The 25,861-nt window shown below is 62.8% G+C and carries 22 protein-coding genes and 1 riboswitch; of the genes, 7 read left to right on the plus strand and 15 right to left on the minus strand.

Annotated features, from left to right (window positions below):
* Positions 1–160: 160 nt before the first annotated feature.
* The 9 genes from AC0VX3_RS01225 to AC0VX3_RS01265 all read right to left on the minus strand — a co-directional run bounded on the left by AC0VX3_RS01225 (position 161) and on the right by AC0VX3_RS01265 (position 11,907).
* Positions 161–2,569: a hybrid sensor histidine kinase/response regulator gene (locus AC0VX3_RS01225; protein WP_475523203.1), complete on the minus strand. Its 2,409-nt coding sequence runs from the start codon at positions 2,567–2,569 to the stop codon at positions 161–163.
* Positions 2,570–2,665: 96 nt separating this feature from the next.
* A complete protein-coding gene (locus AC0VX3_RS01230; protein WP_475523204.1) occupies positions 2,666–3,145 on the minus strand; it encodes a hypothetical protein in 480 nt (159 codons plus the stop codon).
* Between the two features lie 51 nt (positions 3,146–3,196).
* Positions 3,197–4,276, minus strand: a complete 1,080-nt coding sequence (trpS, locus tag AC0VX3_RS01235) for a tryptophan--tRNA ligase (RefSeq protein ID WP_475523205.1) — start codon at positions 4,274–4,276, stop codon at positions 3,197–3,199.
* A gap of 121 nt (positions 4,277–4,397) precedes the next feature.
* On the minus strand, positions 4,398–5,960 hold the full coding sequence (murJ, locus tag AC0VX3_RS01240; protein ID WP_475523206.1) for a murein biosynthesis integral membrane protein MurJ: 1,563 nt from the start codon (positions 5,958–5,960) through the stop codon (positions 4,398–4,400).
* Between the two features lie 34 nt (positions 5,961–5,994).
* Entirely contained in the window at positions 5,995–8,829 is a 2,835-nt protein-coding gene (locus AC0VX3_RS01245; protein WP_475523207.1) for a [protein-PII] uridylyltransferase, read from the minus strand.
* A 155-nt stretch (positions 8,830–8,984) separates the two neighbouring features.
* Positions 8,985–9,356, minus strand: coding sequence for a helix-turn-helix domain-containing protein (locus tag AC0VX3_RS01250; protein WP_342893275.1), 372 nt, complete (start codon positions 9,354–9,356; stop codon positions 8,985–8,987).
* A complete protein-coding gene (locus AC0VX3_RS01255; RefSeq protein WP_475523208.1) occupies positions 9,353–9,931 on the minus strand; it encodes a Smr/MutS family protein in 579 nt (192 codons plus the stop codon). Before AC0VX3_RS01255 ends, AC0VX3_RS01250 begins: the two co-directional genes overlap by 4 nt.
* 3 nt (positions 9,932–9,934) lie before the next feature.
* Positions 9,935–11,074, minus strand: coding sequence for a murein transglycosylase A (gene mltA / locus AC0VX3_RS01260; protein ID WP_475523209.1), 1,140 nt, complete (start codon positions 11,072–11,074; stop codon positions 9,935–9,937).
* A gap of 104 nt (positions 11,075–11,178) precedes the next feature.
* The gene (locus AC0VX3_RS01265; protein WP_475523210.1) at positions 11,179–11,907 is read right to left on the minus strand and encodes a Tim44/TimA family putative adaptor protein; all 729 of its coding nucleotides are present in this window, start codon (positions 11,905–11,907) and stop codon (positions 11,179–11,181) included.
* Positions 11,908–12,141: 234 nt separating this feature from the next.
* Here AC0VX3_RS01265 and AC0VX3_RS01270 point away from each other — a divergent pair, with 234 nt between their 5' ends.
* From AC0VX3_RS01270 to AC0VX3_RS01280, 3 genes are all read left to right on the plus strand, one after another.
* Complete coding sequence (locus tag AC0VX3_RS01270; RefSeq protein WP_475523211.1) at positions 12,142–12,657, plus strand: FxsA family protein; 516 nt, start codon at positions 12,142–12,144, stop codon at positions 12,655–12,657.
* 127 nt (positions 12,658–12,784) lie between these two features.
* Entirely contained in the window at positions 12,785–13,816 is a 1,032-nt protein-coding gene (locus AC0VX3_RS01275; RefSeq protein ID WP_475523212.1) for an acyltransferase family protein, read from the plus strand.
* Positions 13,813–14,166, plus strand: a complete 354-nt coding sequence (locus AC0VX3_RS01280; protein ID WP_475523213.1) for a DUF1636 family protein — start codon at positions 13,813–13,815, stop codon at positions 14,164–14,166. The genes AC0VX3_RS01275 and AC0VX3_RS01280 overlap by 4 nt, the downstream gene beginning before the upstream one ends.
* Here AC0VX3_RS01280 and AC0VX3_RS01285 read toward each other — a convergent pair.
* The 3 genes from AC0VX3_RS01285 to AC0VX3_RS01295 form a co-directional block, all read right to left on the minus strand.
* Positions 14,163–14,690 (minus strand): hypothetical protein, encoded by a 528-nt coding sequence (locus AC0VX3_RS01285; protein WP_475523214.1) that lies wholly within the window; start codon positions 14,688–14,690, stop codon positions 14,163–14,165. The two genes, AC0VX3_RS01280 and AC0VX3_RS01285, sit on opposite strands and share 4 nt — an antisense overlap.
* An 80-nt stretch (positions 14,691–14,770) precedes the next feature.
* Entirely contained in the window at positions 14,771–15,469 is a 699-nt protein-coding gene (locus AC0VX3_RS01290) for a CbtA family protein (protein ID WP_475523215.1), read from the minus strand.
* 1 nt (position 15,470) lies between these two features.
* Complete coding sequence (locus AC0VX3_RS01295; RefSeq protein WP_342893284.1) at positions 15,471–15,641, minus strand: CbtB domain-containing protein; 171 nt, start codon at positions 15,639–15,641, stop codon at positions 15,471–15,473.
* Positions 15,642–15,676: 35 nt separating this feature from the next.
* A riboswitch (cobalamin riboswitch) is annotated at positions 15,677–15,901 on the minus strand.
* 151 nt (positions 15,902–16,052) lie between these two features.
* Between AC0VX3_RS01295 and polA the strand changes: the two genes are divergently transcribed.
* Entirely contained in the window at positions 16,053–19,028 is a 2,976-nt protein-coding gene (polA, locus tag AC0VX3_RS01300) for a DNA polymerase I (protein WP_475523216.1), read from the plus strand.
* Between the two features lie 415 nt (positions 19,029–19,443).
* On the opposite strand, the gene AC0VX3_RS01305 is transcribed toward polA, so the two are convergent.
* Positions 19,444–21,381, minus strand: a complete 1,938-nt coding sequence (locus AC0VX3_RS01305; RefSeq protein WP_475523217.1) for a methyl-accepting chemotaxis protein — start codon at positions 21,379–21,381, stop codon at positions 19,444–19,446.
* A 266-nt stretch (positions 21,382–21,647) separates the two neighbouring features.
* Entirely contained in the window at positions 21,648–22,556 is a 909-nt protein-coding gene (locus tag AC0VX3_RS01310; RefSeq protein WP_475523218.1) for a LysR family transcriptional regulator, read from the minus strand.
* 160 nt (positions 22,557–22,716) lie between these two features.
* Here AC0VX3_RS01310 and AC0VX3_RS01315 point away from each other — a divergent pair, with 160 nt between their 5' ends.
* From AC0VX3_RS01315 to AC0VX3_RS01325, 3 genes are all read left to right on the plus strand, one after another.
* Positions 22,717–23,760: a hypothetical protein gene (locus AC0VX3_RS01315; protein WP_475523219.1), complete on the plus strand. Its 1,044-nt coding sequence runs from the start codon at positions 22,717–22,719 to the stop codon at positions 23,758–23,760.
* A gap of 1 nt (position 23,761) precedes the next feature.
* The gene (locus AC0VX3_RS01320) at positions 23,762–24,916 is read left to right on the plus strand and encodes an MFS transporter (protein ID WP_475523220.1); all 1,155 of its coding nucleotides are present in this window, start codon (positions 23,762–23,764) and stop codon (positions 24,914–24,916) included.
* A 112-nt stretch (positions 24,917–25,028) separates the two neighbouring features.
* The gene (locus tag AC0VX3_RS01325; protein ID WP_475523221.1) at positions 25,029–25,253 is read left to right on the plus strand and encodes a hypothetical protein; all 225 of its coding nucleotides are present in this window, start codon (positions 25,029–25,031) and stop codon (positions 25,251–25,253) included.
* A gap of 38 nt (positions 25,254–25,291) precedes the next feature.
* Here the strand turns inward: AC0VX3_RS01325 and AC0VX3_RS01330 are convergent, their stop codons facing one another.
* Positions 25,292–25,777: a DUF305 domain-containing protein gene (locus AC0VX3_RS01330; protein ID WP_475523222.1), complete on the minus strand. Its 486-nt coding sequence runs from the start codon at positions 25,775–25,777 to the stop codon at positions 25,292–25,294.
* Positions 25,778–25,861: the final 84 nt, after the last annotated feature.

The raw sequence follows: 25,861 nt of genomic DNA on the forward strand, positions 1-25,861 counted from the left end.
GGACCACGCCGTAGAACATACTATTCCGACAACCGGATGACACCAGATTTTTTTCCCGTGCCTTGCCGGCACGCAGGATACGCCTGTTCGCGGGGGTTGGTATTACACGGCAGGGTCCGTCGGTGGATGTTCACGGACACGCGAGACCGCGGCACATTCCTCAGGCGCGGCCAACTTCGGACAGGGCATCCGAAATGGCTTCGACGGACAGCGGTTTGGTCAGATAGCCCGCCGCCCCGACTTCCGCCGCCTTGTCGCGGGCATCCTTCATGACATCGGCCGTGACGATCAGCACCGGCACAGCCGGGCGGCCTTCGGCCTGTTCATCCGCGCGGATCTGGCGGATCGCCTGAAATCCGTCGAGGCCGGGCATGTGGAGATCCATCAGGATGGCGTCGTAGGACCCGTCCGCTGCCGCCTCGACCGCCCTCTCGCCGTCAACAACCATGACAGGCACATGGCCGAGCTTGCGCAGCATCGCCTCGCTGAGGAGCCGGTTGATATCGTTGTCTTCGGCAACAAGCAGGCGCAAGGGCCGCGCGGGCATCTTGTAGCGGCTGGACAGGAAGCTGTTGCTCAGCGGTTCGGCGCTGACATCCCAGGCGTGGTCCATGCCTTCGTCGCCCAGCAGGCCCGAGAAGATCTGGACCAGAGTCTCGATGCGCACCGGCCTGATCAGATAGGCCGCGTAGCCGGCTGCGCGCAGGTTCTCCAGGCGCTCACGCTCCGGCGGCGCGATCATGACGATGGCGGGTGCCCTGCATCCCGTCAGCCGCGCGGAGGCGAGCCAGCCGCCGCTGTCGGAGAGCGCCCCGTTGTCGACGATCAGAAGGTCCGCGCTCGCAAGGCAGGTGTCGAGTTCGGGATTGCCGGGGGCCAGCACCTTCACTTCGGCCTGATGCTGTTGCAGGCGCCCGGCCAGCAGCGGGCATTCGATCCGGCTGTTGCTGACAAAAACGATCCTGCGGCCCACGACCTGCTCCAGACGCTGGTCCCTGTCCGCCAACAGACTTTCGGGAACCGGCAAGGAGACACGGAAATGGGCGCCGCCTCCGCCGGCAGGCCGGGCCGAAATTTCACCGCCCATGAGGCCCGCGAGCCGCTGCGCGATCGCCAGGCCAAGCCCGGTACCGCCAAACTTGCGGGCAGGGCCGTGGTCGACCTGTTCGAATTCCTGGAACAGGCGTCCGGCTTCTTCCGCATCGAAGCCGATCCCGGTGTCGCGCACATCTATGTCCAGAAAACTGCCGCCTTCCGGGTTGGGCCGTCCGCTCAGTTCGATCGCAACGCCGCCCTCGTCGGTGAACTTGACGCCGTTGCCGATCAGGTTGAACAGGATCTGGCGCACACGTGTCGCGTCCAGCGAGACCTCTTCAGGCAGATAAGGATCGACCATGGCGCCGATTTCCAGCTGTTTCGCATGGGCCTTGGGCGCAAGCAGCTCGACGACGCTTTCGACCAGGGCGCCGACACGGACAGGCGCGGCGTAAATGTCCAGCTTGCCGGCTTCCACCTTGGAAAAATCGAGCACTTCGTCGATCAGCAGGAGGAGGGTTTCTCCCGATGTTTCCAAGGCCTCGATATAGGCACCCTGTTCCTTGGTCAGGCGCGTGTCGCGCAAGAGCGCGGCCATGCCGAGAACGCCGTTGAGCGGCGTGCGGATCTCGTGGCTGACGGTCGCCAGAAAGCGGGATTTCGCCTCGTTGGACGTTTCCGCTGAATGGCGCGCGGCAAGAAGCTCTTCCTCGATCAGCCGGCGTTCGGTCACGTCGCGCAGAACGGTCTGCACGAGCTGACGGTCCGTGGCGGTGTCACGCACGGGAATGTCGATCCGGGAAAACCAGCGGCGGCCCTGGGCCGTTTCCAGGGGAAGGTCCTCGAACCCCATGCCCGTGGCACTGGCATCCGGCCCGGAGGGGCCGGACCCGTTGGCGCGGGACATCTCAACGAGCGGTAGCCGCATCTCGCTGCCCGGCTGCAGGGCGTGATACGGCCCGAACACGTCGTCGGCGGCGGTGTTCACATAGGTAATGGTGCCGTCCTGGTCGCGCCGGATCACCACATCGCCGAGGGTTGCCAGGATACTGGCATGGCGTTCATCGGATTCGCCCAGCTCCCAGGCCCTGTCCTCGAGTTCCTCGCAGCGGGCCGTCAGGCGGCGGATCTTGTCGTCTTTCACCTGCACGGCCTGAATGGCCCGGTGGACGTTGTCGGCAAAGAGCCGCCAGACCGCGAGGCCGCCGGCGAAAAACGTCAGGCCAACGCCCAGGTAGCGGTTGATACCGTCCGTGGAAACCAGCAGAAACCCCGCGGCCAGTCCGACAACCAGGCCGGCAACGGCCAGGTGCTGCAGCGATTTCGCCGGTGCCGAGACGGGCAGATCGGTCGCCCGGCGGCCCGGTCCGACGTCCGGACCGCTGTCGCGATCCGGGTCGGCCACCCGGGAAGATTTCGGTGAAACCCTGTCCTGACGCGCAGAGTGAAACGATCCATCGGCGACCCGCTCTTCTTCCACCTTGTCGGCATCCGGCACGGCTTTGGCGGCACGATCACTGTTTTGACTGACCAAGTTCACTACTCTCTACAAGACCCAGTTGGGATCAGAGTGCAGTGAAAACTTTGAAAAACCGTTTCATTGACAATTACACGGATACCTTTTTAACGGTCAGACGGTGGTATCCGGTAGCCAGCTTTGCAGATAGGCGGCCACATTTGGCCTCCCGGACATCATCGTCCCCTGCCAGGCGGTCTTTTCGTGGTTGACCACAGCCAACTCCCAGACACAGCCGACCACATGAGGCCTGAGCGCGGCAATCGGGTCTTCGCCATCGTAGGGAAGACGGACGTGATCCTGACACAGGATGCACCCCTCGACCCACCAGTAAACCTGCAGCGTGATGCCTGCGCTTCCCTTGTGATAGATTAGGAAACCGGGATAATCCTGCGACCGCTCGACGTTTATGTCCTCAAGACGCGCTGCCGCCAGGCTGCACGCTTGCGCCAGATCGCCGGCCTCCATGGCCATGCCGAGGTCACTCAACCCGTAAACCTTGAACGTGTATGGCGGACAGGACCAATGGCCGAGCACGGCCACGGACCGCGGCAGATACCGGATGGCGTTGCTCTCGTTTTCAGACCTGTCCATGAGTCCTGTCCTGGCTGTGGTCCGTGTGCCGGACCGGACCCTGTCAGAACGTCAGCGCACGTCGAGGAAGCCGATGATCCTGCGAACGTCCTTGAGCACCGGCTCGGCGATCTCGGAGGCCTTTTCCGCACCGTCCTTCAGGACGGTATCGATCTCTGCCCGGTCCTCCTTGAGACGGCGCATTTCGTCTGTCATCGGAGACAATTTGGCCACGGCCAGGTCGGACAGCGCCGGCTTGAAGGCGGAGAACTGCTGGCCGCCGAACTCGCGGAGCACCTCTTCCTTGGTGGTGCCGCTGAGCGCCGCATAGATGCCGACGAGATTGTCCGCTTCCGGCCGGCCTTCCAGACCGTCCGTCTCGCCCGGCAGGGCATCCGGATCGGTCTTGGCCTTCTTGATCTTCTTGGAGATGGTATCGGCGTCGTCGGTCAGATTGATGCGCGACAGGTCGGACGGATCCGACTTGGACATCTTCTTGGTGCCGTCACGCAGGGACATGATCCGGGTGGCCGGTCCGGCGATCATCGGCTCGGTCATCGGGAAATACAGAAATTCCGGAAGCTCCGGTGACGGGGACGGGTTGGGCACACCGATACCCAGTTCCTTGATCCGCCCGGCGAAGTCGTTGTTGAACTTGGCGGCGATGTCACGGGTCAGTTCCAGGTGCTGTTTCTGGTCGTCGCCGACCGGCACGTGGGTTCCGCGATAGGCCAGGATGTCCGCGGCCATCAGGTTCGGATAGGCGAACAGTCCGACGGAAGCGTTTTCCCGGTTCTTGCCGGCCTTTTCCTTGAACTGGGTCATCCGGCTGAGCCAGCCCATGCGCGCGACGCAATTGAAGATCCAGGCCAGCTCCATGTGCTCGCGCACCTGGGACTGGTTGAAGATGATGGATTTCTTCGGATCGATTCCGGCAGCCATATAGGCGGCGGTCACTTCCCTTGTGGCGTTGGTCAGTTCCTGCGGGTCCGGAAACCCGGCCGTGATGGCATGGGCATCGACGACGCAGAAAATGGTCGGCATCTGGTCCTGCAGCGGAACCCAGCGCGACACCGCGCCCAGGTAGTTGCCAAGGTGGAGATTGCCGGTCGGCTGAACGCCGGAAAAGACACGGGGCTGGAACGCCGTCATCTGAAATCCCTTTATTGGTGCGGCCGGTTGGAAGGGCGCTTATGAACATTCGGGCGCGCCGGGTGTAAGCCTGCGCCGTCCGCCATGCAAGCCGGAAACACCTCGAACCTGCGTTTCACGCTCAGGTGTTGCGCCGTGTCAACGCTTTGACCATGCCCAGAAGGTCCGAGCCGCCGCTGAGCTGGGTGAACAGGGCGAACACGGCCATGCCGGTCAGAACCAGCGCGCACAGGCTGGCAACCCGGACAAGAAGCCAGGCGTCCGACAGGGAGGGCGCCAAATACTGCGCCGCGAAATGCACGATCAGTCCCATCAGCAGACTGGCCAGAAGCACCAGCAGGAGCCTGCGCAGAAGCTTGAAATCGGGCACGAAATGGCCACGTCGCCACAAGAAGACAATCAGGAGGCCGGTGTTCATCCAGCCGGCAATCGTGGTCGCCAGCGCGATGCCGACGTGTTTCAGCTCCGGAAACAGCGCAATCGACAGGCCGACATTCACAATCATGGCGACGATGGCAAAGATCATCGGCGTCCTGGTGTCTTCGCGGGCGAAATAGCCCGGTGAAAAGACCTTGTTGAGCACAAAGGCCGGCAAGCCGAATGCGAAGGCGGTCAGAGCCGCCGCCGTGCCCTCCACGGCGGCGGCATCGAAGCGCACACGCTGAAACAGGACCGAGACGATTTCATCGGGTATCACGGCCAGGGCGACCGCGGCCGGCAATGTCAGGACCAGGGAAAATTCCAGCGCCCGGTTGAGGCTGTGCTGGTAGGCCGCCGTCTGGCCCGCACGCAATTGCCGCGTCAGGCTGGGCAGCAGCACCACACCGATGGCGATGCCGATGACCCCGAGCGGCAACTGATACAGCCTGTCGGCATAGTAAAGCAGCGCGTTGGCGCCTTCCTGGAGCGAGGCGATGATCTGACCGACCGCGATGTTGATCTGGGTGACCCCGCCGGCAATCACACCGGGAAATCCGAGAACAAGCAGGCGCCTGGCCGATTTGGTATAGCGGGGACGGTAGACCGGGATGCGGAAACCCAGCCGTTTCAGGTCGATGATAACCACAGTGAGCTGCACGATGCCGCCGATGGTTACACCGACGGCCAGAATGACCCCCAGCGTCATGTCCGCCTCGACACCCCCCAGGAGCACACCGCCCAGAACAAGGCTCATCACGACATTCAGCATCACCGGGGCGAACGCCGCCGCCGCGAACCGGTTGTAGGTGTTCAGGATGCCGCCGACAAAGGCCAGCAGCGACATGAAGATGAGATAGGGGAAGGCGATCCGCGACATCAGCACGGTCAGGTCGTATTTGGCCGGATCCTCCACGAAGCCCGGGGCCAGCGCCCAGACGACGCCGGGCATGAAGATCTGGGCCAGGGCCGTGAGGGCCAGGAGGCAGAACAGCAGGGCGGCACCGATCTCGCCGGCGAAACGCCGCGCGCCGTCCTCGCCCTGTTCCTCCACCGCACGTCCGAACAAGGGAATGAATGCCGAGTTGAAAGCGCCCTCGGCGAACAGGCGCCGGAACAGGTTGGGCAGCCGGAATGCGACCACGAAGGCATCGGCCACGGGGCCGGCACCGACAGCGGCGGCCAGCAGAACGTCGCGCACGAAACCAAGCAGACGGCTGAGCAGGGTCGCGCCGCCGACCGTTGCGAAATTGCGGACTAGACTCATTCCGGCAGGGCTCCAGAGAGAGAAAATTCTGTTGTCAGGACACGGACCGCGAGATCTTCCGGGAAACAGGTGCGGCCGGATCCAGTTCCACGTGTCCTTCGACGGCGGCTGACAGCCGCTCGCGGATGATTTCCTGACGCCCGATATTGGCGATTTTCTGACCGGTCAGATCGGTGACGTAAAAAACGTCGACCACTTTCTCGCCGAATGTCGAGATATGAGCCGAGCCGATGTTGAGATTGAGTGTGGCGATGGAGCGCGTGAGATCATACAGCAGACCGGGCCTGTCCAGGCCGGAGATCTCCAGAACCGTGTAGTCGTCCGAAAGCGCATTGTTGACCAGAACTTCCGTTGCGACCCTGAAGGCTCTCATCCGGCCCTTCATGGCGCTTTTGCGCGACACGGGCTCGGGTGGCTGCTCCTCGCCGCGCAATGTGGTTTCGATCAGCCGGGCGATCCGTTCGCCGCGCCGCTGCTCGTCCTCGTCCCCCGGCAACTCCCGCCGGATGAAGATCGTGTCGAGGGCAAAACCGTCGGTGGTCGTGTCGATTTGCGCGTCCACGATATTGGCTCCGGTGGAATAGCAGGCCCCGGCAATGATCGACAGCAGTCTGGGATGGTCCGGCGCCATTATGGTGAGTTCGGTCACGCCTTCGAATGCGCGCGGGATCACCTGAAACGCCAGACGTTTGCCGTCCTTGTCGGATGCGTGCAGAAGCTCGGCGTGGCTCAGCAGCCGGTCCGGTTCCGTGCGCAGCCAGTAGGCGGCATAATGACGGCTTTGGTAGGCCTTGCGGTCTTTTTCCGGCCAGTGGCCGATGCGGCCGTCGAGCTCTTCCTTGGCCAGTGCGATGGTCTGGCTGTGGGACATCTTGGTGTGACCGCCGGACAGATGCGGTTCGGTCGCATAATAGAGCGTGCGCAGCAACTGGCCCTTCCAGCCGTTGAAGACCCCCGGCCCGACAGCGCGGATGTCGGCAACAGTCAGGATCAGCAGAAGTTTCAGCCGTTCCAGGGACTGCACCGTCTGGGCGAAATCCGTGATGGTCTTGCGGTCCGACAGGTCGCGCGACTGGGCGATGGTGCTCATGTCCAGATGATGGGCGATCAGCCAGGCGACGGTTTCCGTCTCCGCATCGTTCAGGCCGAAGCGGGGGCAGATCTTGCGCGCGACCCTGGCGCCGGCGACCGAGTGGTCTTCCGGGCGGCCCTTGGCGATGTCATGCAGGAACATGGCCACGTAAAGCAGCTTGCGGTTCTGCAGGGTCAGGATGAGGTCCGTCGCCAGCGGATGATTGTCGCCCGAATTGCCCCGCTCGATTTCGGCAAGAACGCCGATGGAGCGGATCAGGTGCTCGTCGACCGTATAGTGGTGATACATGTTGAACTGCATCATCGCGACGACCTTGCCGAATTCCGGGACAAAGCGGCCCAAGAGCCCGGTTTCGTTCATCTTGCGCAGGGTCTTTTCCGGCGCGTGCCGGGACGTCAGGATCGACAGGAACAGCCGGTTGGCTTCCGGGTCGGCACGCAGATCCGAATCGACCAGTTTCAGGGAATGCCGCATCAGTCGGGTCAGGCGGGGATGCATGTTGTAGTCATGCTTGTCCGCGATCTGGAACACGCGCAGAAGATCGGTCGGATCGGTCTCGAACACCTTTTCGGAGACGGCATTGAGCCGGTTGTTCTCGACAACGAACGCGGCCGCCCCTTCAACGGGTTTCGCGGTGCCGGACAGGCGTCCGCCGCGCAGGCGCCGCATCATGCCCGTCAGGCCCTTGCCGCGCGGTTCCTTGACGTGCTCCTCTTCCAGCGCCGCGCAGATGATCCGGGTCAGGTCGCCGACATCCTTGGCCACGAGGAAGTAGTGCTTCATGAAGCGTTCGACATCCTTCATGCCCGGATGCTGGGTGTAGCCGAGACGGAGCGCGATCTCCCGCTGGACGTCGAAGGACAGGCGCTCCTCCGGCCGGCCGGTGAGGAAATGCAGGTGGCAGCGCACCGCCCACAGAAAGTCCTCGGTCTTTCTGAACCGAGTGTTTTCGGACCGGCTCAGCACACCCTTCCTGACAAGGTCCGACTGGGAGTTGACCCGGTAGTGGTACTTGGCGATCCAGAACAGGGTGTTGAGGTCCCGCAGGCCACCCTTGCCTTCCTTGATATTCGGCTCGACAAGATAGCGCGAGGTGCCTTGCCGGCCGTGGCGGTCGTCCCGCTCCTGGAGTTTGGCCGCAATGAATTCCGAACTGGTGCCCTCGACCACTTCCGCGTCGAAACGCTGCATCAGGTCCTCGAACAGCGCCTTGTCCCCCCAGATGTACCGGGCTTCCAGCACCGCCGTCCGGATGGTCATGTCGGTTCGGGAGAGGCGGATGCACTCTTCGATATTGCGCGTGGCATGACCGACCTTGAAGCCGAGATCCCAGAGCATGTAGAGGATGTATTCAACGACCTGCTCGCCCCAGGGGGTCTGCTTGTAGGGCAGCACGAACAACAGGTCGATATCGGATCCGGGCGCAAGCGTGCCGCGTCCATAACCGCCCACGGCGGCCACCGACATGCGTTCTGCGGCGGACGGATTCTTGATCCGGTAGACGTGATGCTGGGCGAAATCGTAGATCACCCGGATCAGTTCGTCCTGGACGAAGGACAGCCGGGCCGCGCACAGCAGGCCGCTGCCGTCCTCGTTCAGTCTTTTCTCCGCTGTTTCCCGCGAGGTCCTGACCACATCCTTCAGTTCGCCAAGAACCGCCGCCCGGATTTTCATGTCCGAGCCATCGCCGTCACCGGGTTTCGTGAGCGCGGTCAGACGTTTCCTCAGGTCGTTTGCATCGATCAGTCCGGCAATGTCTTCCTGGGAGAGTTTCATGCTGATCCAGTGGCTTCATCGTCATCGGGCAGGGGTTTGTGGGAGGTTATATAGAGATCATGCTTGAAGGACAGGTAAATCCTTGCAAACCCGCGCCGGTCGACGCGGCCTGGAGTGTTTTCCGGTCACATTGAACCATTCGACAGGAACATGCTCTAGACGTCATCCTTGACGGCGGCGACGCGGAGCTGGTGCAGAAGGGCGGCGAGCGAGCCTTCCGACAGGCCGCCGATCTTGAGCGCGAGCTGATTGGCCAGCTCCGTGGCCTTGGGATCCATGCCGGCGGTGTCGATGGTGACACGTGGGTCGGATAATTCCGCCAGCCGCTGGATTTCTTCCGCCTCGTCCCAGATCACGTTGAAATAGGTGATGATCCTCTGCACCAGGAACCAGGTCGGCTTGCCGCGCTTGCCATGCTCGAGCGCGGACAGATAAGCGCTGGAGACCGAAAGGGCGGCCGCCATTTCCTTCAGCGAGACATCCCGTTTTGCCCTCAGCTCGCGGATCTTTGCTCCAAGCGGTGTCACGGTCCCAGCCTTTTTCTGCGAATGCGGACGTAGAGCGCGCCGGCGCCGCCATGACTGGCATGCGCTTCTTCATATCCGAGTACGACGGAGCGCAGGTCCGGCATCGACAGCCACTGGGGGACCATTCTGCGCAAAACGCCGCGCTCGTCCATATAGGCGTGGTCACTTCCCCCGCCCTTTCCGGTGATCACCAGCACGATCTGGTGCCGGCGCGCCTGGGCCTGGTAGACAAATCCACGCAACCGGTCGTGGGCCTGGTGCTGGGTCAGGCCGTGCAGGTCGATGCGGGCGTCTATGGCCTTCACGCCGCGCACGACCTTGCGCCGGTACCGGTGTTCCAGTTGATGCAGCGGCAGCGGCGCCTTCGGCGGCCTGGTGGCGGAGGGAGCCTTGATCGCCGTTGCCGTTCCAGGCGATTCGACGGTTTTCTCGGGGACCGCATCGCTCGTCTTGGCCAGCGCGTTTTCAAGCTCGCGCGCACGATCGGCATCGAGCGGTGTCAGCGTCCGGGCAACCTTGCCCCACAATTCCCGGTCTTCCGGTGACAGGGACCCCTTTTTTCCACGCCGTGCCATCGGTCAGTCCATCGCCGCCGTGCCGCGTGCGTCCACCGGGTTCGGCACAAGTACCGTGAACCCGGCCGCATGACGGATCTCGCCGGCAATCTCGCCGGCCAAGGTCCCGGAGCCGACAAAGATGTCGCCGCGCGCGGCACCGCGGATCGCCGAACCGGTGTCGTCTGCCACCATCAGGCGCGCGAAGGCCCCGCCGCTGTCGAAATCGTCGAGTTCGGCATCGACAAACACCAGGGTGCCATAGGGGATATGCCCGGGGTCGACCGCCAGGCTGCGGCCGGCGGTCAGCGGCAGGCCCGCGCCTCCGACCGGGCCCTGCTCCGGCCCGACCTCGGTCACTTCGCGAAAGAAAATGTAGGACCGGTTTTCCCTGAAAAGCGCATCGCGCCTGTCCCGATGCCGTGCGAGCCAGGACCTGAGGCCCGACATGGTGAAGTCCTCGGGCGTGCCTTCGCCGCGCTGGACCAGCAGGCGCGCTATCCCGGTATACGGATGGCCGCTCTTGCCGGCATAGCCGACCCGCATGACCGACCCGTCGGTGAGGCGCAGGCGCGCGGATCCCTGGACATGTACCAGAAAGGCGTCGACCGGATCCGCGAGCCAGACGAGTTCGAGGTGCTCGTTGTCCAGCGCCCCGTCCATGATGGCGCCGCGATCCGGCATCTCGGCGAGACCCTCACCCGTTTGGTGGCCCTGTTGGCGGTCCCGTTGGCGACCATGGCTGAGATGATCGGGCCAGTCCGCCGGCCGGTTTGCGTCGGTTACGGTCTCCAGCCCGTCGGGCTTCCTGTGAAGCGGGACCGGAAAATCCGCCGTCCTTTCACGGGATGCCTTCAGTTCCGGCTCGAAATAGCCGGTGACAAACCCCTTCCGGACGATCCGGTACGGTGTAAAGCGGCTTTCGAAGAATTCGCGGGCCGCTTCGGGCCTGTCGCGGCCGGTCTCCCGGGCCTGTTCGCAAAGACTGCCGAGATCTGCGGCTGCCAGGAACGGAAACGCCCCGCCGCCCCCCAGGGCGCCGGGCGTTTCGCAGAAACGCAGGAAGCTGCGCAGAGACTGTGCATGATCATCCCGGATCCAACCCGGGAGATCGGCGAAAGCTGTCTCTTCAAGGTGATCCGGAATCTGCGGGCCTGGCGCCATGGCGGAAGCAGCTCCTGAAAAGCAAAGCGGCGCGGCCACGGCCGCGCACCTTAAAACGGCGGCATGGCGGGAAACGGAACCCGGCCACATCCCGCGCATCCTCGTCAGTCGGCGGATTCGGTCGCGACCAGCTTCCAGTTCGGATCACGCGAGGTAGCGTCCCGGGCAAAGGTCCAGATGTCGATGACTTCGGTCACTTTCGCCGGGTCGCCATCGACGATCTCGCCGGCCTTGTCACGTGTCGCGGAAATCAGCTGGCTGTGGATCTTGACCGTGACCTGGGCTGTCGAGCCCTTGAGGGCCGCTTCGACGATTTCCGCCTTGTCGATGCCCACAAAAGTTGATTCGATCGTTTCACCGCGCTTCTCGCGCTCGTCGATCGCCGAAACGAAGCCCTCGTAGACATCGGGGGATAACAGGTTCTTCAACGCCTTCTTGTCGCCGTCGGCGAAGGCCATCACGATCATTTCGTAGGCCGAGCGCGCGCCTTCCAGGAACGGCTCCGGCTCGAAACTGCGATCGACGGACAGGATCTGCTTCAGCGCGCTGTTGAGCGCGGACCCGGCCGGTGCGACATTGTCGATCACCACTTCGCCGCCCGGTCCGCCGTTTTCGACGGGTTCGGTTTCCTGGCCCGCCTGGTTCGGCAACGGGATCACATTGTCCTGGCCGTTGGCGGACTTGTGGTCATCCTGTTGTTCCGTCTTGGAATAAGGGTCGAAAGGCGGCCGCTCGTTTCCGGTACGCTTGCCCAGCACAGACTTCAGTCTGAACAGGATGAAAACCGCAAGTCCCATGAGGAGGAGGTTCAACGGGTCAAAAATCTCGTTCATTTTAACTTCCGGTTACCCTTCTGAGGTACGCGAGCCGCCCCCTGCTGGTTCGGTGAGCTCTGCCCATCACGCTTTGACTGTCAGGTTCTTATTTAGGGGTCCTTGAACCAGCATCCAGACCCAAGAGCAAGACAGAATATGTGCCAAGTTCGTCTTTCACGAGCACTGCAGCTCGCATTTTTGTGACTGAATGTCTACCTTATGGAAAATAGCCTATCAGACGATGGAGGTCCCGTGGGACTTTATATCATTGCCGCCATTCTTCTTCTGCCCCTGATCGAGATCGCCGTATTCATCTGGATCGGAGGCCTGATCGGGGTCTTTCCGACGATCCTGCTGACCGTGATCACGGCGCTGGCCGGGTCGCTGATGCTGCGCCAGCAGGGCCTGTCCCTGCTCACGCGCATGCAGAAGGAGCTCGACGCCGGCCGCGCCCCCGGCAACGAGGCCATGCAGGGGGCCATGATCGTGCTCGCCAGCATTCTGCTGCTTATTCCGGGGTTTGTGACCGATGCCGTGGGACTGCTGCTGTTCGTCCCTCCGGTTCGCGAGGCGCTGGCGCGGTTCATCATTTCCCGCTCGAATGTGGTCATCGTCAATGGCGGTTCCGGCGCGTACCGGCCCGACGACCACGTCGTCGACCTGGATCAGGAAGACTGGTCGGAAAAAAACGGCGGGCCATCGTCCGGCGACACAACGCAGGCAAGGATCAGTCCCTGGACCGAAGGATCGGACACCACAAAACCCTGACTGGCCAGCCGATTCCGGTCACCAAATCGTGACATCGGACGTATGCGTAATTTTTACCAGTTGAGGGTAGCACTGCTTCCAGAAGGGGCGCCGCGACCGTTCCGACCGGCAGAAAAGGCAGCAGACAATGACCGCTGAGCGCGTCGACTGGGTGGATACGGCCAAGGGCATCTGCATCCTGTTCGTGGTGATGATGCACTCGGTGCTCGGTGTCGAGGCCGCAGCCGGAGAAACCGGCTGGATGAACGCCGTCGTCGCCTATGCCGCACCGTTCCGCATGCCGGACTTCTTCCTGATCTCCGGGCTGTTCCTGTCCAATGTCATCGCCCGCGACTGGAAGCTCTATCTCGATCGCAAGGTCGCGCATTTCGCCTATTTTTACGTGCTCTGGATGACCATCCAGTTCGCAGTGAAGGCTCCGGTGTTCGCCGCCGAGATGGGCGCCGCGGGCGCGCTGGAATTCTATCTTCTCAGCTTCATCCAGCCTTTCGGCACGCTGTGGTTCATCTACATGCTGCCGGTCTTCTTCGTGGTCACCAAGCTGGCCCATGACCGGGGCGTGCCCTGGCAGCTCATGCTTGCGGGCAGCGCCCTGCTGCAATTGGCCCCGATTCACACCGACTGGCTGCTGGTCGACGAATTCGCGTCCCGCTACGTGTTCTTTTACGCCGGTTTCATCTTTGCGCCGCGGATCTTCGCGCTGGCGGCGTGGGCACGGGCGCGCATCGGTGTCAGCCTCGCCTGCCTGCTGGTCTGGAGCCTCGTGAACGGCGGCCTGGTCGCTCTCGGCTGGGAGGCGCTGCCCGGCATCGCCCTTGCCCTGGGTGCGGCCGGCGCCGGCGCGATCATCCTGACGAGCGCGCTCATCGTCACTTCGGGCCGGCTCGAGTTCCTGCGGTATTTCGGCCGGAATTCCATCGTCATCTATCTGGCCTTCTTCTTCCCGATGGGTGTCGCCCGCGTGATCCTGCTGAAGCTCGGCATTCTGGATATCGGAACGGTTTCCCTGATCGTGACGATCGTCGCCTCCGTCAGCCCGATGATCCTGCTCTGGCTCGTCCAGAGGACCGGGTTGGGCTGGTTTCTGTTCCGGCGTCCCCAATGGGCCTACCTGACCGGCACTTACACTGAAAAACGTCAGGCGCAGGCGGCGGAATGAACCGCATTCTTGTCTGCCGGACCTGCAAACAGGAGACCGAAGCGGTCGCCGAAGGCGCACTTGCGGCGTTGAGGAACGCCCTGCTGGAGGCCGCGCTCATTGGTGCCTTCGATGTCGGGACGGTGGACTGCATGGGTGGGTGCGAGCAGCCGGTCTCGCTGGCGTTTCAGGGCGAGGGCCGTGCGACCCTGGTGTTCGCGGGCCTGTCCTTTCCCCAAGACATCGACGACATCGTCGCGACCGGTCGCGCCTGGCTTGTCGCCGAAAACGGCTGGATCGAGGATGCCCGGCCCTGCGGACGCCTGCGCCTGTGTCTCAGGGCAAGGATACCGGCACTTGAAGCCGGTTAGGGCACACGCACCTTCAAGGACGCCTTGAGCGGCTTGTCGCCGACGGCGAGCATCTTGTGATCGTTGGTGTTCAGTGTCACCTCAACCACCGCTTCGCCTTCAGGCAGTGTCGGCAGATGCAGCCAGGGACCATAGTGCCGGGCGACCTTTTCGCCGTTGACATAGACATGGGCGTGGCCCTCTCCGGGAACATGCTCCTGGCTGGCGTGTTCGGGCGCGAAGGTGAAGTTTTCCGTCATGATGTGGAGATTGAAGCCGCTCGCCGGATCCGGCGTGACGGCTATTTTCAATGACGGAGTACCGGGCCCCGCCGGCACGGACACAAGCTCGTCGTGGCTGTGGCCGGACATGTCGTGCCCGGAATGGCCATCAGGCCGGTGTGCGGCAGGCGCATGGGCCTGGTGCGCGGCCGGGTCGCCATGATCGTGTCCGTCGAACGTGACGCCGTAGCCGGCGGCGGTGACAAAGCCGATGCCGCCCCCGAAGATCAGACCGATGACGAAGAGTGAAAGAGACCGTTCCATTCGAATTCCAGTTGTTCAGCCGAAAAGACAACGGGCGGAACGTGACGTCCCGCCCGACCGGTATTCAGTCGCATTTGCGGTCAGGCCGGCTGCGCCGCTTCTGCCCGTACGCCTTCGCGCTGCCAGAAATAGCCGGTGAAACAGCCGAGCAGCAGCCAGGCCGCCATGCCGACGCCAAGGGCACGGCTGGCGAACAGGGCACCGATCTCGGTCGGCACCGGTCCTGTGAACGCCTCCGGCTCGGGTGCGCCGATCACATGGGGAACCAGCAGCAGGACCGCCGCCGTGCCCCAGGCCAGCCAGTTGCGGCCGAAGGCGATCAGCCACAGACCGGCTCCGGCCGTTGCGACCGTGGTCCACCACCAGATCTGGCGCGCGCCGACATCGGCAGCCGCCACCCCCGGCACTTCCGGAGCAAGCGTGAAACCCGGCGCGAAATGGAACGTCACGAAGCCGGCAAGACCCCAGATCAGTCCCGTCCGCGCCGTGATGCTTGCACCGCGCATTTCCGCGATTGCCATGCCGGCGATGAGGATGAAGGCATAGCCGGTGTAGGTCAGCATGGTGAAGACGATGCTCAAGCCATCTCGGACCGCATCGAAGCCGCCAACGTCCTGATGGGCGCTGACCGCCGCGGCGCCGAAATGCACCAGTTCCCCGGTTTCGTAAAGTTCCGCGTGAAGCAGGACCGGCTGTACGAAATAAAGCTGAAGCAGGGCCGCAATCAGACCTGCCGCAGCGCCAGCGAACAGGCCGCTGACGAGAATTCGTATGAGCATTTTAGTGGCACGGAAATCCGGTGGCATGGCGGACATCATGTGCCGCATCATGCAGGGCACCGGCCTGTACATGGCCCGTGATCGAGATGATCGCCACGCCAAGCACCACGGCGAAGGCAAGCGGTACGATCCTGGCGATAGACAGGTTTGATTTGTATGTCTGTGTCGTCATTTTAATATCCTCGTTGCCGTCACACCCGACGGCCGGGTTGGAGTCGATGCCTGGCAGGTCTCCTGGCTCGCGGGTCGTTGCGCTTGACCGGGCCTTCCCTGCAGGTGCCTGCAAGTGGCATGTCCGGCCGGCGCTCTCCGCATACAGTCGCGGGGGCGGCTTCGGCATCCGGAGCCCTGATTGGGTCCACCGTGTCCGAATTCCCTGTTCGTTTCCCGGCACTTTGTGCCGAACGGAAAACCAAGCCCTTGCATAATGGCCTATTTATTTTTTCCGCGAAAGCACAAATCCGACATTTCGGTGTTTTGCTCTGGCGGCCCGGCAGGTCCGGAAACGATTGGCTGCCGCGATAGGCGTGCGCCATTCGGGATTTCTCAACTTTAGGACTTTTCTCCGGAGCGGGCTGCGGGCATGATCCGCGCCATGTCGACGCAAGTAACCGCCCCCGCCCTCACCGCCGACGACCACCTCATTCTGGTCGACGGTTCCACCTTCATTTTCCGCGCCTACCACGCGTTGCCGCCGCTGACGCGCAAGCCGGACGGCCTGCCGGTCGGCGCGGTTTCCGGCTTCTGCAACATGCTGTGGAAGCTGCTGCAGGAGGGTCTGACCCCGGAAAAGGGCGACGAGCCGACCCATTTCGCCGTGATCTTCGACCATTCGGCGCAGACGTTCCGAAACGAGATCTATCCGGAATACAAGGCCCACAGGCCCGATCCGCCGGAGGACCTGGTGCCGCAGTTCGGACTGATCCGGGAGGCGACCCGGGCCTTTTCCGTCCATTGCATCGAGCAGGCGGGCTTCGAGGCCGACGACCTGATCGCGACCTATGCGCGCGACGCCGCGGCGCAGGGCGCACGCGTCACCATCGTCTCCGGCGACAAGGACCTGATGCAGCTGATCGGCCCGAAGGTCGGCATGATCGACACCATGAAGAACAAGATCTTCGGCGAGGCGGAGGTGTTCGAGAAATTCGGCGTCGGCCCGGACAAGGTCATCGAGGTGCAGTCGCTGGCCGGCGACAGCGTCGACAACGTGCCGGGCGTGCCCGGGATCGGTCTGAAGACCGCGGCACTCCTGATCAACGAGTTCGGCGATCTGGAAACCCTGCTTGAGCAGGCCGGCACCATCAAGCAGACCAAGCGGCGCGAGAACCTGATCGAATTCGCCGACCAGGCCCGGATTTCGCGGCAGCTTGTCACCCTGAAGCAGGACGTGCCGGTGGAACTGCCCGCCGCGGCGCTCTCGGTGCGGGACCTGGACGGTCCCAAGGCGGTCGGTTTCCTCAAGACCATGGGGTTCAGCACCCTGACCAAGCGGGTGGCCGAAGCCACCGGCGCCGACGCCGGAAGCGTCGAGCCGGCTGTCTTCCAGGTGCCCGGCTGGGACGTGCCGGACCACAAGGGCCGGATCCTGGAGCACGCGGACAGCGGCGCGGGTCCGGATGCGGCAGCGGACACAGCCCCCGGCAAGGACGGCCTGATGGTGCCGCGGAGCGTGGCCGACGCCCGTGCCGAGACCATCCGGGCGATCCCGGTCGATTCCAGCGCCTATGAAACCGTCACCAGCGCCGAGCGGCTGAAGGAATGGTGCGCGGCGGCTTTCGAGACGGGCTATGTCGCCTTCGACACGGAAACCACCTCGCTGGACGCCATGCAGGCGGACCTGGTCGGCCTGTCGCTGTCGACGGAGCCGGGCAAGGCCTGTTACGTGCCGCTGGGCCATGTCGACGGCGAGGGCGACCTTCTGGGCGGTGGTGGCCTCGTTGCGGGCCAGATCCCCTTGAGCGACGCGCTGGAGATCCTGAAACCGATGCTGGAGGACCGGTCGGTCCTCAAGATCGCCCAGAACCTCAAATACGACTGGCTGGTGATGACCCGCTACGGCGTCGACATCACGCCCTACGACGACACCATGCTGCTGTCCTATACGCTTGACGCCGGCAAGGGCGGCAACGGCATGGACGAGCTTTCGGAGCGCTGGCTCGACCACAAGCCGATCCCGTTCAAGGAGATCTGCGGCTCCGGCAAGTCGATGATCACCTTCGACAAGGTGCCGGTCGACAAGGCGACCGCCTATGCCGCCGAAGACGCCAACGTCACCCTGCGCCTGTGGCTGATCCTGAAGCCGCGGCTGGCCAGCGAGCATATGGCGACGGTTTACGAGACCCTGGAACGGCCGATGGTGCCGGTGCTGGCGCGCATGGAAAAGCGCGGCATTTCCGTCGACCGGCAGATGCTGTCGCGGCTGTCGGGCGATTTCGCGCAAGGCATGGCGGCGCGGGAAGCCGAGATCTACGACCTCGCGGAGCAAAGCTTCAACATCGGCTCGCCCAAGCAGCTTGGCGATATTCTCTTTGGCAAGATGGGCCTGCCCGGCGGCAAGAAGACCAAGACCGGCGCCTGGTCGACATCGGCCCAGGTGCTGGAGGACCTCGCCGCAGAAGGCCACGAGTTGCCGTCCAAAATCGTTTCCTGGCGGCAGCTTTCGAAACTGAAATCGACCTATTCCGATGCGCTGCCCGGCCGCATCAACCCGGAAACGGGCCGGGTGCACACGTCCTATTCACTCGCGGCGACCACCACCGGGCGCCTGTCCTCCTCCGAGCCGAACCTGCAGAACATTCCGGTCAGGACGGAAGAGGGCCGCAAGATCCGCAAGGCCTTCGTCGCGGAAAAGGGCCACAAGCTGATCTCGGCCGACTACAGCCAGATAGAGCTGCGCGTGCTCGCCCATATGGCCGACATTCCGCAACTGAAGCAGGCCTTCGACGACGGGCTCGACATTCACGCCATGACGGCCAGCGAAATGTTCGGCACGCCGATCGAGGGGATGGATCCGATGGTGCGCCGGCGGGCCAAGGCGATCAACTTCGGCATCATCTACGGCATTTCCGCCTTCGGCCTCGCCAATCAGCTCGGCATTTCGCGCGGCGAGGCAGGGGACTACATCAAGACCTATTTCGAGCGCTTCCCCGGCATCAAGGACTATATGGAAGCGGTCAAGAAGCAGGTTCACGCGGATGGTTTCGTCACCACCCTCTTCGGCCGCAAGGCCCATTACCCGGACGTGAACACCAAGAACCCGAACATGCGTGCCTTCTACGAGCGCGCCGCGATCAATGCACCGATCCAGGGTTCGGCGGCGGATATCCTGCGCCGCGCCATGGTGCGCATGGAGGACCGGCTGACCCATTCGAAGCTGGACGCGCAGATGCTGCTTCAGGTGCACGACGAACTGATCTTCGAAGTGCCGGACAATCAGGTCGACGCCACCCTTCCGGTGATTCGCGATGTCATGGAAAACGCCTGCGACCCGACGCTGAAACTGTCCGTCCCGCTCCAGGTCGACGCCCGCGCCGCCGACAACTGGGACGAGGCGCACTAACGATCATGGGACATCAGGACTTCGCCTTGATCTACGGGCCGTGGCCGGCTTGATCACACTGTCGTGCGCCGTCTTCCTGCATGGGGTCCCTCGCCGAGGTCTGGTCCCCCGGGACCGCTGATCGATCTCCGAGTGTCAGAGCATTTTTGGGGCGTTTCTCAAACGCCCCAGACCGTTGACAGGCTCTCCGCTGGTCCTCCCGGACAAGTGCAGCGACGCTGCGCGCTGATCCGGGACCCAGCGTGTCAGCGCGAGCGAAAGCGAGCACCAGATCAAGTCAAGCCTCTGAAATCATAAGTAAAGACGCGCCTGCGGCGCGAAATACGCGCTGGGTTCCGGCTCTGGCCATGCAGCTGCGCTGCAGACCGGCCGGAATGACGCTGTGAGGTTGTCAACAAGCTAGGGCGTTTCTTATCTAGGCCGCCTCGACTGCAGTGAGGAACCGCTGGATCTCCGCCTGCATGTCGTCGGTGATCTGAACGGCTTCGCCCGCCTTCGCCTTGACAGTGCCCGAGGACGTGTTGGTTTCGGTGACGGCATTGTCGAGTTCGTTCATGTTCCCGACGACGGTCTTGGTCTGCTGCGCGGCCCCTTGAATGTTGCGGCTGATTTCGGAGGTCACCGCAGTCTGTTCGGTCACCGCGCTGGCGATGGCAGAAGTGTATTCGTTGACGTCGTTCATCGTCGCCGAAATCCCCTTCATCGCGCCAACAGCCGCATCCGTGGAGGCCTGGATGCCGCCGATCTGGCTTGAGATCTCTTCCGTCGCCTTGGATGTCTGGGTCGCCAGTTCCTTGACCTCGGCGGCAACAACGGCGAAGCCCTTGCCGAGCTCGCCCGCGCGGGCGGCCTCAATGGTGGCGTTCAGGGCCAGGAGATTGGTCTGTTCGGCGATTGCCTGAATGAGGGTGACCACTTCGCCGATCTTGCCGGCGGCGGTTGCCAGTCCGGAGATCTTTTCGTTGGTGTCCTGGACATCGGCGGTGGCCTGATCGATGACATCGGTGGTGCGCTCGACCTGCTGAGCGATTTCCCTGGTCGACGATTCCAGTTCCTCGGTGGCGGCGGCGACGGATTCCACATTGGACGCGGCTTCCTCGGAGGCGTGCGTCGCGCCTTCCGCCTGGCTCGCACTCGACGAGGCGACGCCTTCCAGCAGCGCGGCGGTGTCCTGCAGTTCACCGTTCACCTGGGTCACAGACGACAGCATTTCCGCGGACCTGGTCCTGAAATCGGCGATAAGGATCTCGACCGTGTTCTGGCGCTGCTTCCGGTTTTCGTCCTCTCGGGATTTCTCACCCTCGAGTTCCACTTGCGACCGCCGGTTGGCGCAGCACACGTCCACGGCGCGGGCGATGTCGCCGACCTCGTCGATCCGCTGCATGCCGCGGATGTCCTGATCCGCATTGCCCTCGGCGAGCTCCGAGATCTGCTGCGTGACCACCTGAAGGGGCGCGAACACGCTGCGATATGCGTAATAGACACCTGCTGCCGCGATCGCCAGAAGGGCGACGGCCACACCGGCGCCAAGCACCCGTCCGAAATTGCGGATGGCTGTGTAAGGCGTCTGATCGATCGCGAGGATGGCGGACGCGGCCTTCTTACCGGAAAAATCCTTCAGCGAGAGCGCATCGAGGTGATACTGGCCACTCGCATCCGTTGCCGGGCCGCTGGCGAGATCCACCAGGGCGGTCAGCGGGTCGATCCCGTCCGGAAGACGCGAGCCGATCACCTTGGCTCCGTCCGGCGTGTCGATCACGACCGCGAGCGGAACCCCGGTTTCCCTGGTGAATTGCTCGACGAATTTTTCATGAAAGCTCAGGCCGAATTCCACCGAGCCGACGTGGGCGCCGTCGTGAACGATCGGAGCGATGCCCCGGTTTCCGAGGCCCGCAACGCCTTTTTCCAGTCCGGAAATTGTCTGTCCCCTGGTGTTGGTCGCCACCACGGTATGGCGGAAGCCGGACAGGTCGTCGCCGAACTTTTCAGGTTTGTGAACCCGCAGGAAGCTTTCCGCCGGCGGCAGATGAAACTGGAACTGGCGGATGTCATAGGCAGTCTTCAGACCTGCGAACGCCGGAACGAACTCCGCCGCCAGCCCATCCCGGTCGCCGGCGGCAAGCTTTTCCCGGACACCGCTCTGGCCGGCGACGACGGCGGCCATCAGCAGGGCCTGCCGGCTGTCCGCCTGGATGCGTGAGTGAAGAGCCCGCTCGGCGGCGGTCACTTCCCGGTCGAGTGCCATATCAGTGAGTCCGGAGGTCAGAAACTCGCTGATGGAGAGCGCCGACCCGGCGCCGACGAGTGCCAGGACAACAAACAATACGGTCAATTTTGCTCTGATCGTCTTCATGGTCGCTCCAGTTTCTCAAGGAAAACTGGCAACCGAAGTTGAATGAACCGTTAAAAATGCAATTTTCGATCCCAAAATCAGGCACCACTGCCTGGAAATTGCATTCAAATATGCGAATGAAACAATACGACGGCCCGGAAGCTCCGAAAATCGTCTCTCCACCGCCGGTCATGACGGCGCGAAACGCCACCAGTGATTCGTTTTCGGGACCTGCGGCGACCGGTGCCGGTGGCCTGTCCGGCCCCCCAAGGCGGTGGCCTGTCTGGTCACACCACCCTGAGATCCGGTGTCATCTTGCCGGCGAGCGCGGAGCGCGGCGCGATGGTGTTCTGCATCAGCTCGCTCAGGTGATCTTCCAGATAGTCGACGATCGGCGATTGGGACGACGACTGCGTGTAAATGGCAAGCTGAGTTGCCGGCAGTGCCGGAAACCCGTCCTGCTCCTTCAGCAGCTTGAAGCCTTCAAGGATGGCGCCGGAGGGCAGACAGGAGATGCCCGCGCCGGACAGGACGGCAACCTGGGCCGCGGCCACGCTGGTCGTGGTGATGCGCTCGTACCATTGCCTTCCGGACCGGGCGAGGGCGCTGAAGGCAATCTCGCGAAACGGACAGGGTTCGGGAAACAGGATCAGCGGCAACGGATCGCTCAACTGGCAGGTGTCGCTGACCGCCCAGTGCAATGGCTCCTCGACCATCTCGACGGGCCTGGGCTTGCCCTGGGAAACAAGTGCGATCGCCAGATTGATCTCGTTGGCATTCAGCATGTCGTGCAAGGTGGCGCTGTCCGCGACCGTCATCTCCAGTTTCACATTCGGATGAATGCGCACGAAGTTGCAGAATATCGACTGAAGCTGGCCGGTGGCATACCACTCCGGCAATCCGACATGGACCGTGCCGGTCAGCTCGGGCGCGGACAGGCGCAACCGCGCCTCCTCGTGGGATCTGAGGATTTCCGTCGCGTGCTGATAGAGGATCCGCCCCGCGGGCGTGAGGTCCATGGTGCGCGCGTTGCGCTCGATCAGCGGTTTGCCGACGCGTTCCTCCAGCCGCCGCAACTGGGTGCTGACGCAGGGCTGGGTCCGGTTGAGGCGTGTGCCCGCATGGGTCACGTTGCCGGCCTCCGCGACGGCGACAAAGGCTTCCAACAGTTCGATGTTAAACCGGCCGATCGTCATGTTCCCGTCTCCGTTTCAACAGGTCACACGCCTGCAAACACCACCAGTCAAACGCGAACAATCATAACGTTCTATTATGACGCGCTTCAATTATAAATTTTAGACATGGTCAAAAATACCGTAACTCGGGAGTCTCGATTGTCAAAAACAGGTATCAGCCATGACTTTAGCGCTTTCCTTCGGCCAGCCGGAGCATCGGACAGATCACCGTGCCTCCCTTTTGGAAGCCTCACTGCAGCAGAAGGTTCACCGGGCGATTGCCGCTCACACAGAATTCAGCCTCGATTGCATCCTGACCCAGGACAACAGGCTGAAATACACCAATGCCGGCACCGCGGAGACGGCAACCGGTCATCTGGACGAAGTCTTTCAGCTGATGCGCCAGTTGAACGAAGCCGGACTTTCATCGGACACGCTGGGACAATCGGGCGCGAGCGGGCGCGCGTTCCGGGACGCGCTCGAACAGAGTTGCAGGGCGATCGCGGATGCGGTCAGAGGCGAACCGCTGATCTATGTCGAACTCGGCCCGGAACCGGTCAAGACACGCTTCATTCTCAAGACCCTGCTCGGACTCGGTGTCACTATCGAGCGCTATATCGCCGTCGACATCAACCCGAAGTCGTCCGGCCCCATGGAAGCCGCGCTGAAAGACATATTGCCGGACACACCACTTTCGTTCGTCACCGCCTCCTTCGACTCGTTCCGACTGGCCGAGGAAGTCCAGGACAGTGACGCGCCGGCCATGGTCACGATGCTCGGTTTCCAGGAGGGCAACGACGACCCCTTCATCGTCAACGACTGGCTTCGCAACATCGCCCGCCCCGGCGACCTTCTGCTGTCGGAAAGCCAACTCCATGTCGCCAACCAGATCGACAAGATCTCCGGGTTCTACGCTCACCCGGCCATGCAACGGTTTTCGCGCATTGCCTTCGAGCGGACAGTCGACCGGACCCTGCCGACCCTGAACAGGTTCTTTCTGCTGCCGGTCGCGATCCGGGACGGTCAGTGCGCGCATGTCGCCATTCTCGCCGAGGAATACGCAAACGCAATCAATGGAAGAAACTTGCATGTTTCCAACTTCTGCCTGAAACTCAGCCTCGACCAGTACCGCCACTACAGGCTGGAAGGCGGCCATTTCAGCATAGTCGGCGAGAGCTGTACGGATGACCAAACACTTCACTTCCAGCTCTCCCGCCGGGTATGAGATGAACCGGAATCAGACCCGTGGCCTGACCGCCGCGGGACTGGCCATCGTCGCGGTCACCTATGGTCTGGCACGCTACTGTTTCGGCCTGTTTCTGCCCGATATCCGCCAGGAATTCGGGCTGTCGTCCGAACTGATCGGCTTGATTGCCGGCCTGTCCTACATGGGTTATCTCGCGGCGACCTTCACCGGTTCCTGGCTGTCGACCGTGTTCGAACCACGGCTGCCGATCCTGCTCGGTGGAATTGCGGCGACCGTCGGCATGGGCCTGATCGCCTGGTCGCCGACACCGGCCGTCCTCGCCGCCGGCGTGTTTGTGGCCGGCACCAGTCCGGGCCTCGCCTATCCTCCGTTTTCCGATGTCATCGTCCGGCACACGGAGGCGAGCCGGCAGAATGTGGTCTATGCCTGGATCAATTCAGGCACCGGATTCGGGGTCGCCTTTGCCGGTCCGCTGGCCCTTTATGCCGGTGGAGACTGGCGCCTGGCCTGGCTGGTCTTTGCCGCCCTGTCGCTTGCGATCACCTTCTGGAACGCGCTCGCGCTGCCGCGCCGCAACGTGCATTCCGAGACCGGCCCGCGGGCGGTGCCGCTCCGGGTCCTGATGGACAGGACCGCCCGGACACTGTTCGTGTCGGCGTTTCTGTTCGGTGTGGTCACCGCGGTCTACTGGACCTATGCGGTGGAACTGCTGACCATGCTGACGGGCAATCCCCGCGACGCGGTCCTTTTCTGGATCGTCCTGGGCATCGCGGGCGTCACCGGCTGCTTCGCGGGTGGTCTGGTCAACCGCTGGGGCCTCGGCGGCACCTATCGCCTGCTCGCGATCCTGGTCGGTGCATCTGTCGGCACACTCCCGCTGCTGGTCGAAACCAGGATTGGCATCTACCTGTCCGCCGCCTGTTTCGGTGCGGGTTTCATCGTGATGACCGCCCTGCTCGGCATGTGGAGCATGCGGATTTTCCGCGCCGCGCCCTCCGTCGGCTTCGGCTTCACCTTCTTTCTGCTCTCCCTGGGCCAGGGGGTCGGGCCGGTCCTGAGCGGTTTCCTGATCCCGGTGACCGGACATTCCATGCTGTTTTTCGCCGCCGGGCTCATGTGCTGCGGGTTGGCGGCAGTCAGAATTTCAGACGCGGCGGCAGCGCGTTTGCCATAACAGCCGGTTATGGTCATCCGATTTCGCATAACCGCTAATTGCTGGCATTTCTCATTAAGTGCATGCAAGGTCATGACACGCTATGATTGTCAGTATACGTGTGATTGGATCCATGATTATCGCCACGTCAACCAAGACCGGTGCCAGCCTCGACATGGAATTGTGCCGGGCCATGTATGAAAAAGACCCGGACAAGATGATCGAGCTGGTCTCGAAATGGCTCGAGGTCAACCGGTTGGAAACGAGCGACAGGTTCTGTATTCCCGAATATCTGAGCAACGTCCTGTCCCGCACAGGCGGGCCCACCGGCAACTGGGGCCGCACCCTGGCCTCCTGACGCCGTCCGCCACTCCGGCTGACGCGCGGCCCCAGGGGTTACGGACGCTTGTCCAGAACGCCGACCCGGGTTGAAGATCGCTCCAGATCCCGAATCAGCTGCTTCATTTCCGCGATTTCCCGGACCTGAGCCTCGATGATGCCGTCCGCGAGGTCGCGCACACGGGGATCGGTGATCTCTGCTCTGCGGCTTGTCAGGATGGCGATGGAATGGTGCGGAATCATCGCCTTCATCCAGGCGATGTCGCCGATGGTCTTCTGACTGCGGACAAGGTAGAGCGATCCGGAAAAGAGAATTGCCGCAGCGATAAGGATCGCGACATTGGCAAGGCGATTTCGGTACATGTTCAGCATGAAGGCGAGCATGACCACCGTCATGGCAGCGCCCATGTAAAGGGCCATGAAAAGGCGCGTCTCGCTGAAATAGATGTGATCGGCCGCGTAGGTGTTCAGATACATCAGGCCGAGCATGACCGCGGTCGATGTGCCGATCATCGCAAGGAAGCGCAGGTAGTGGTTTTTCATGGAGCAGGTCCTCATGTAACAAGCAGAACGAGAGCCACCGCGATGTCGTCGCGAAGTCCTCGCACGAGGTGACAGCGGATGGGG

This window comes from Roseibium sp. QJM3NY_11 (assembly GCF_056173175.1).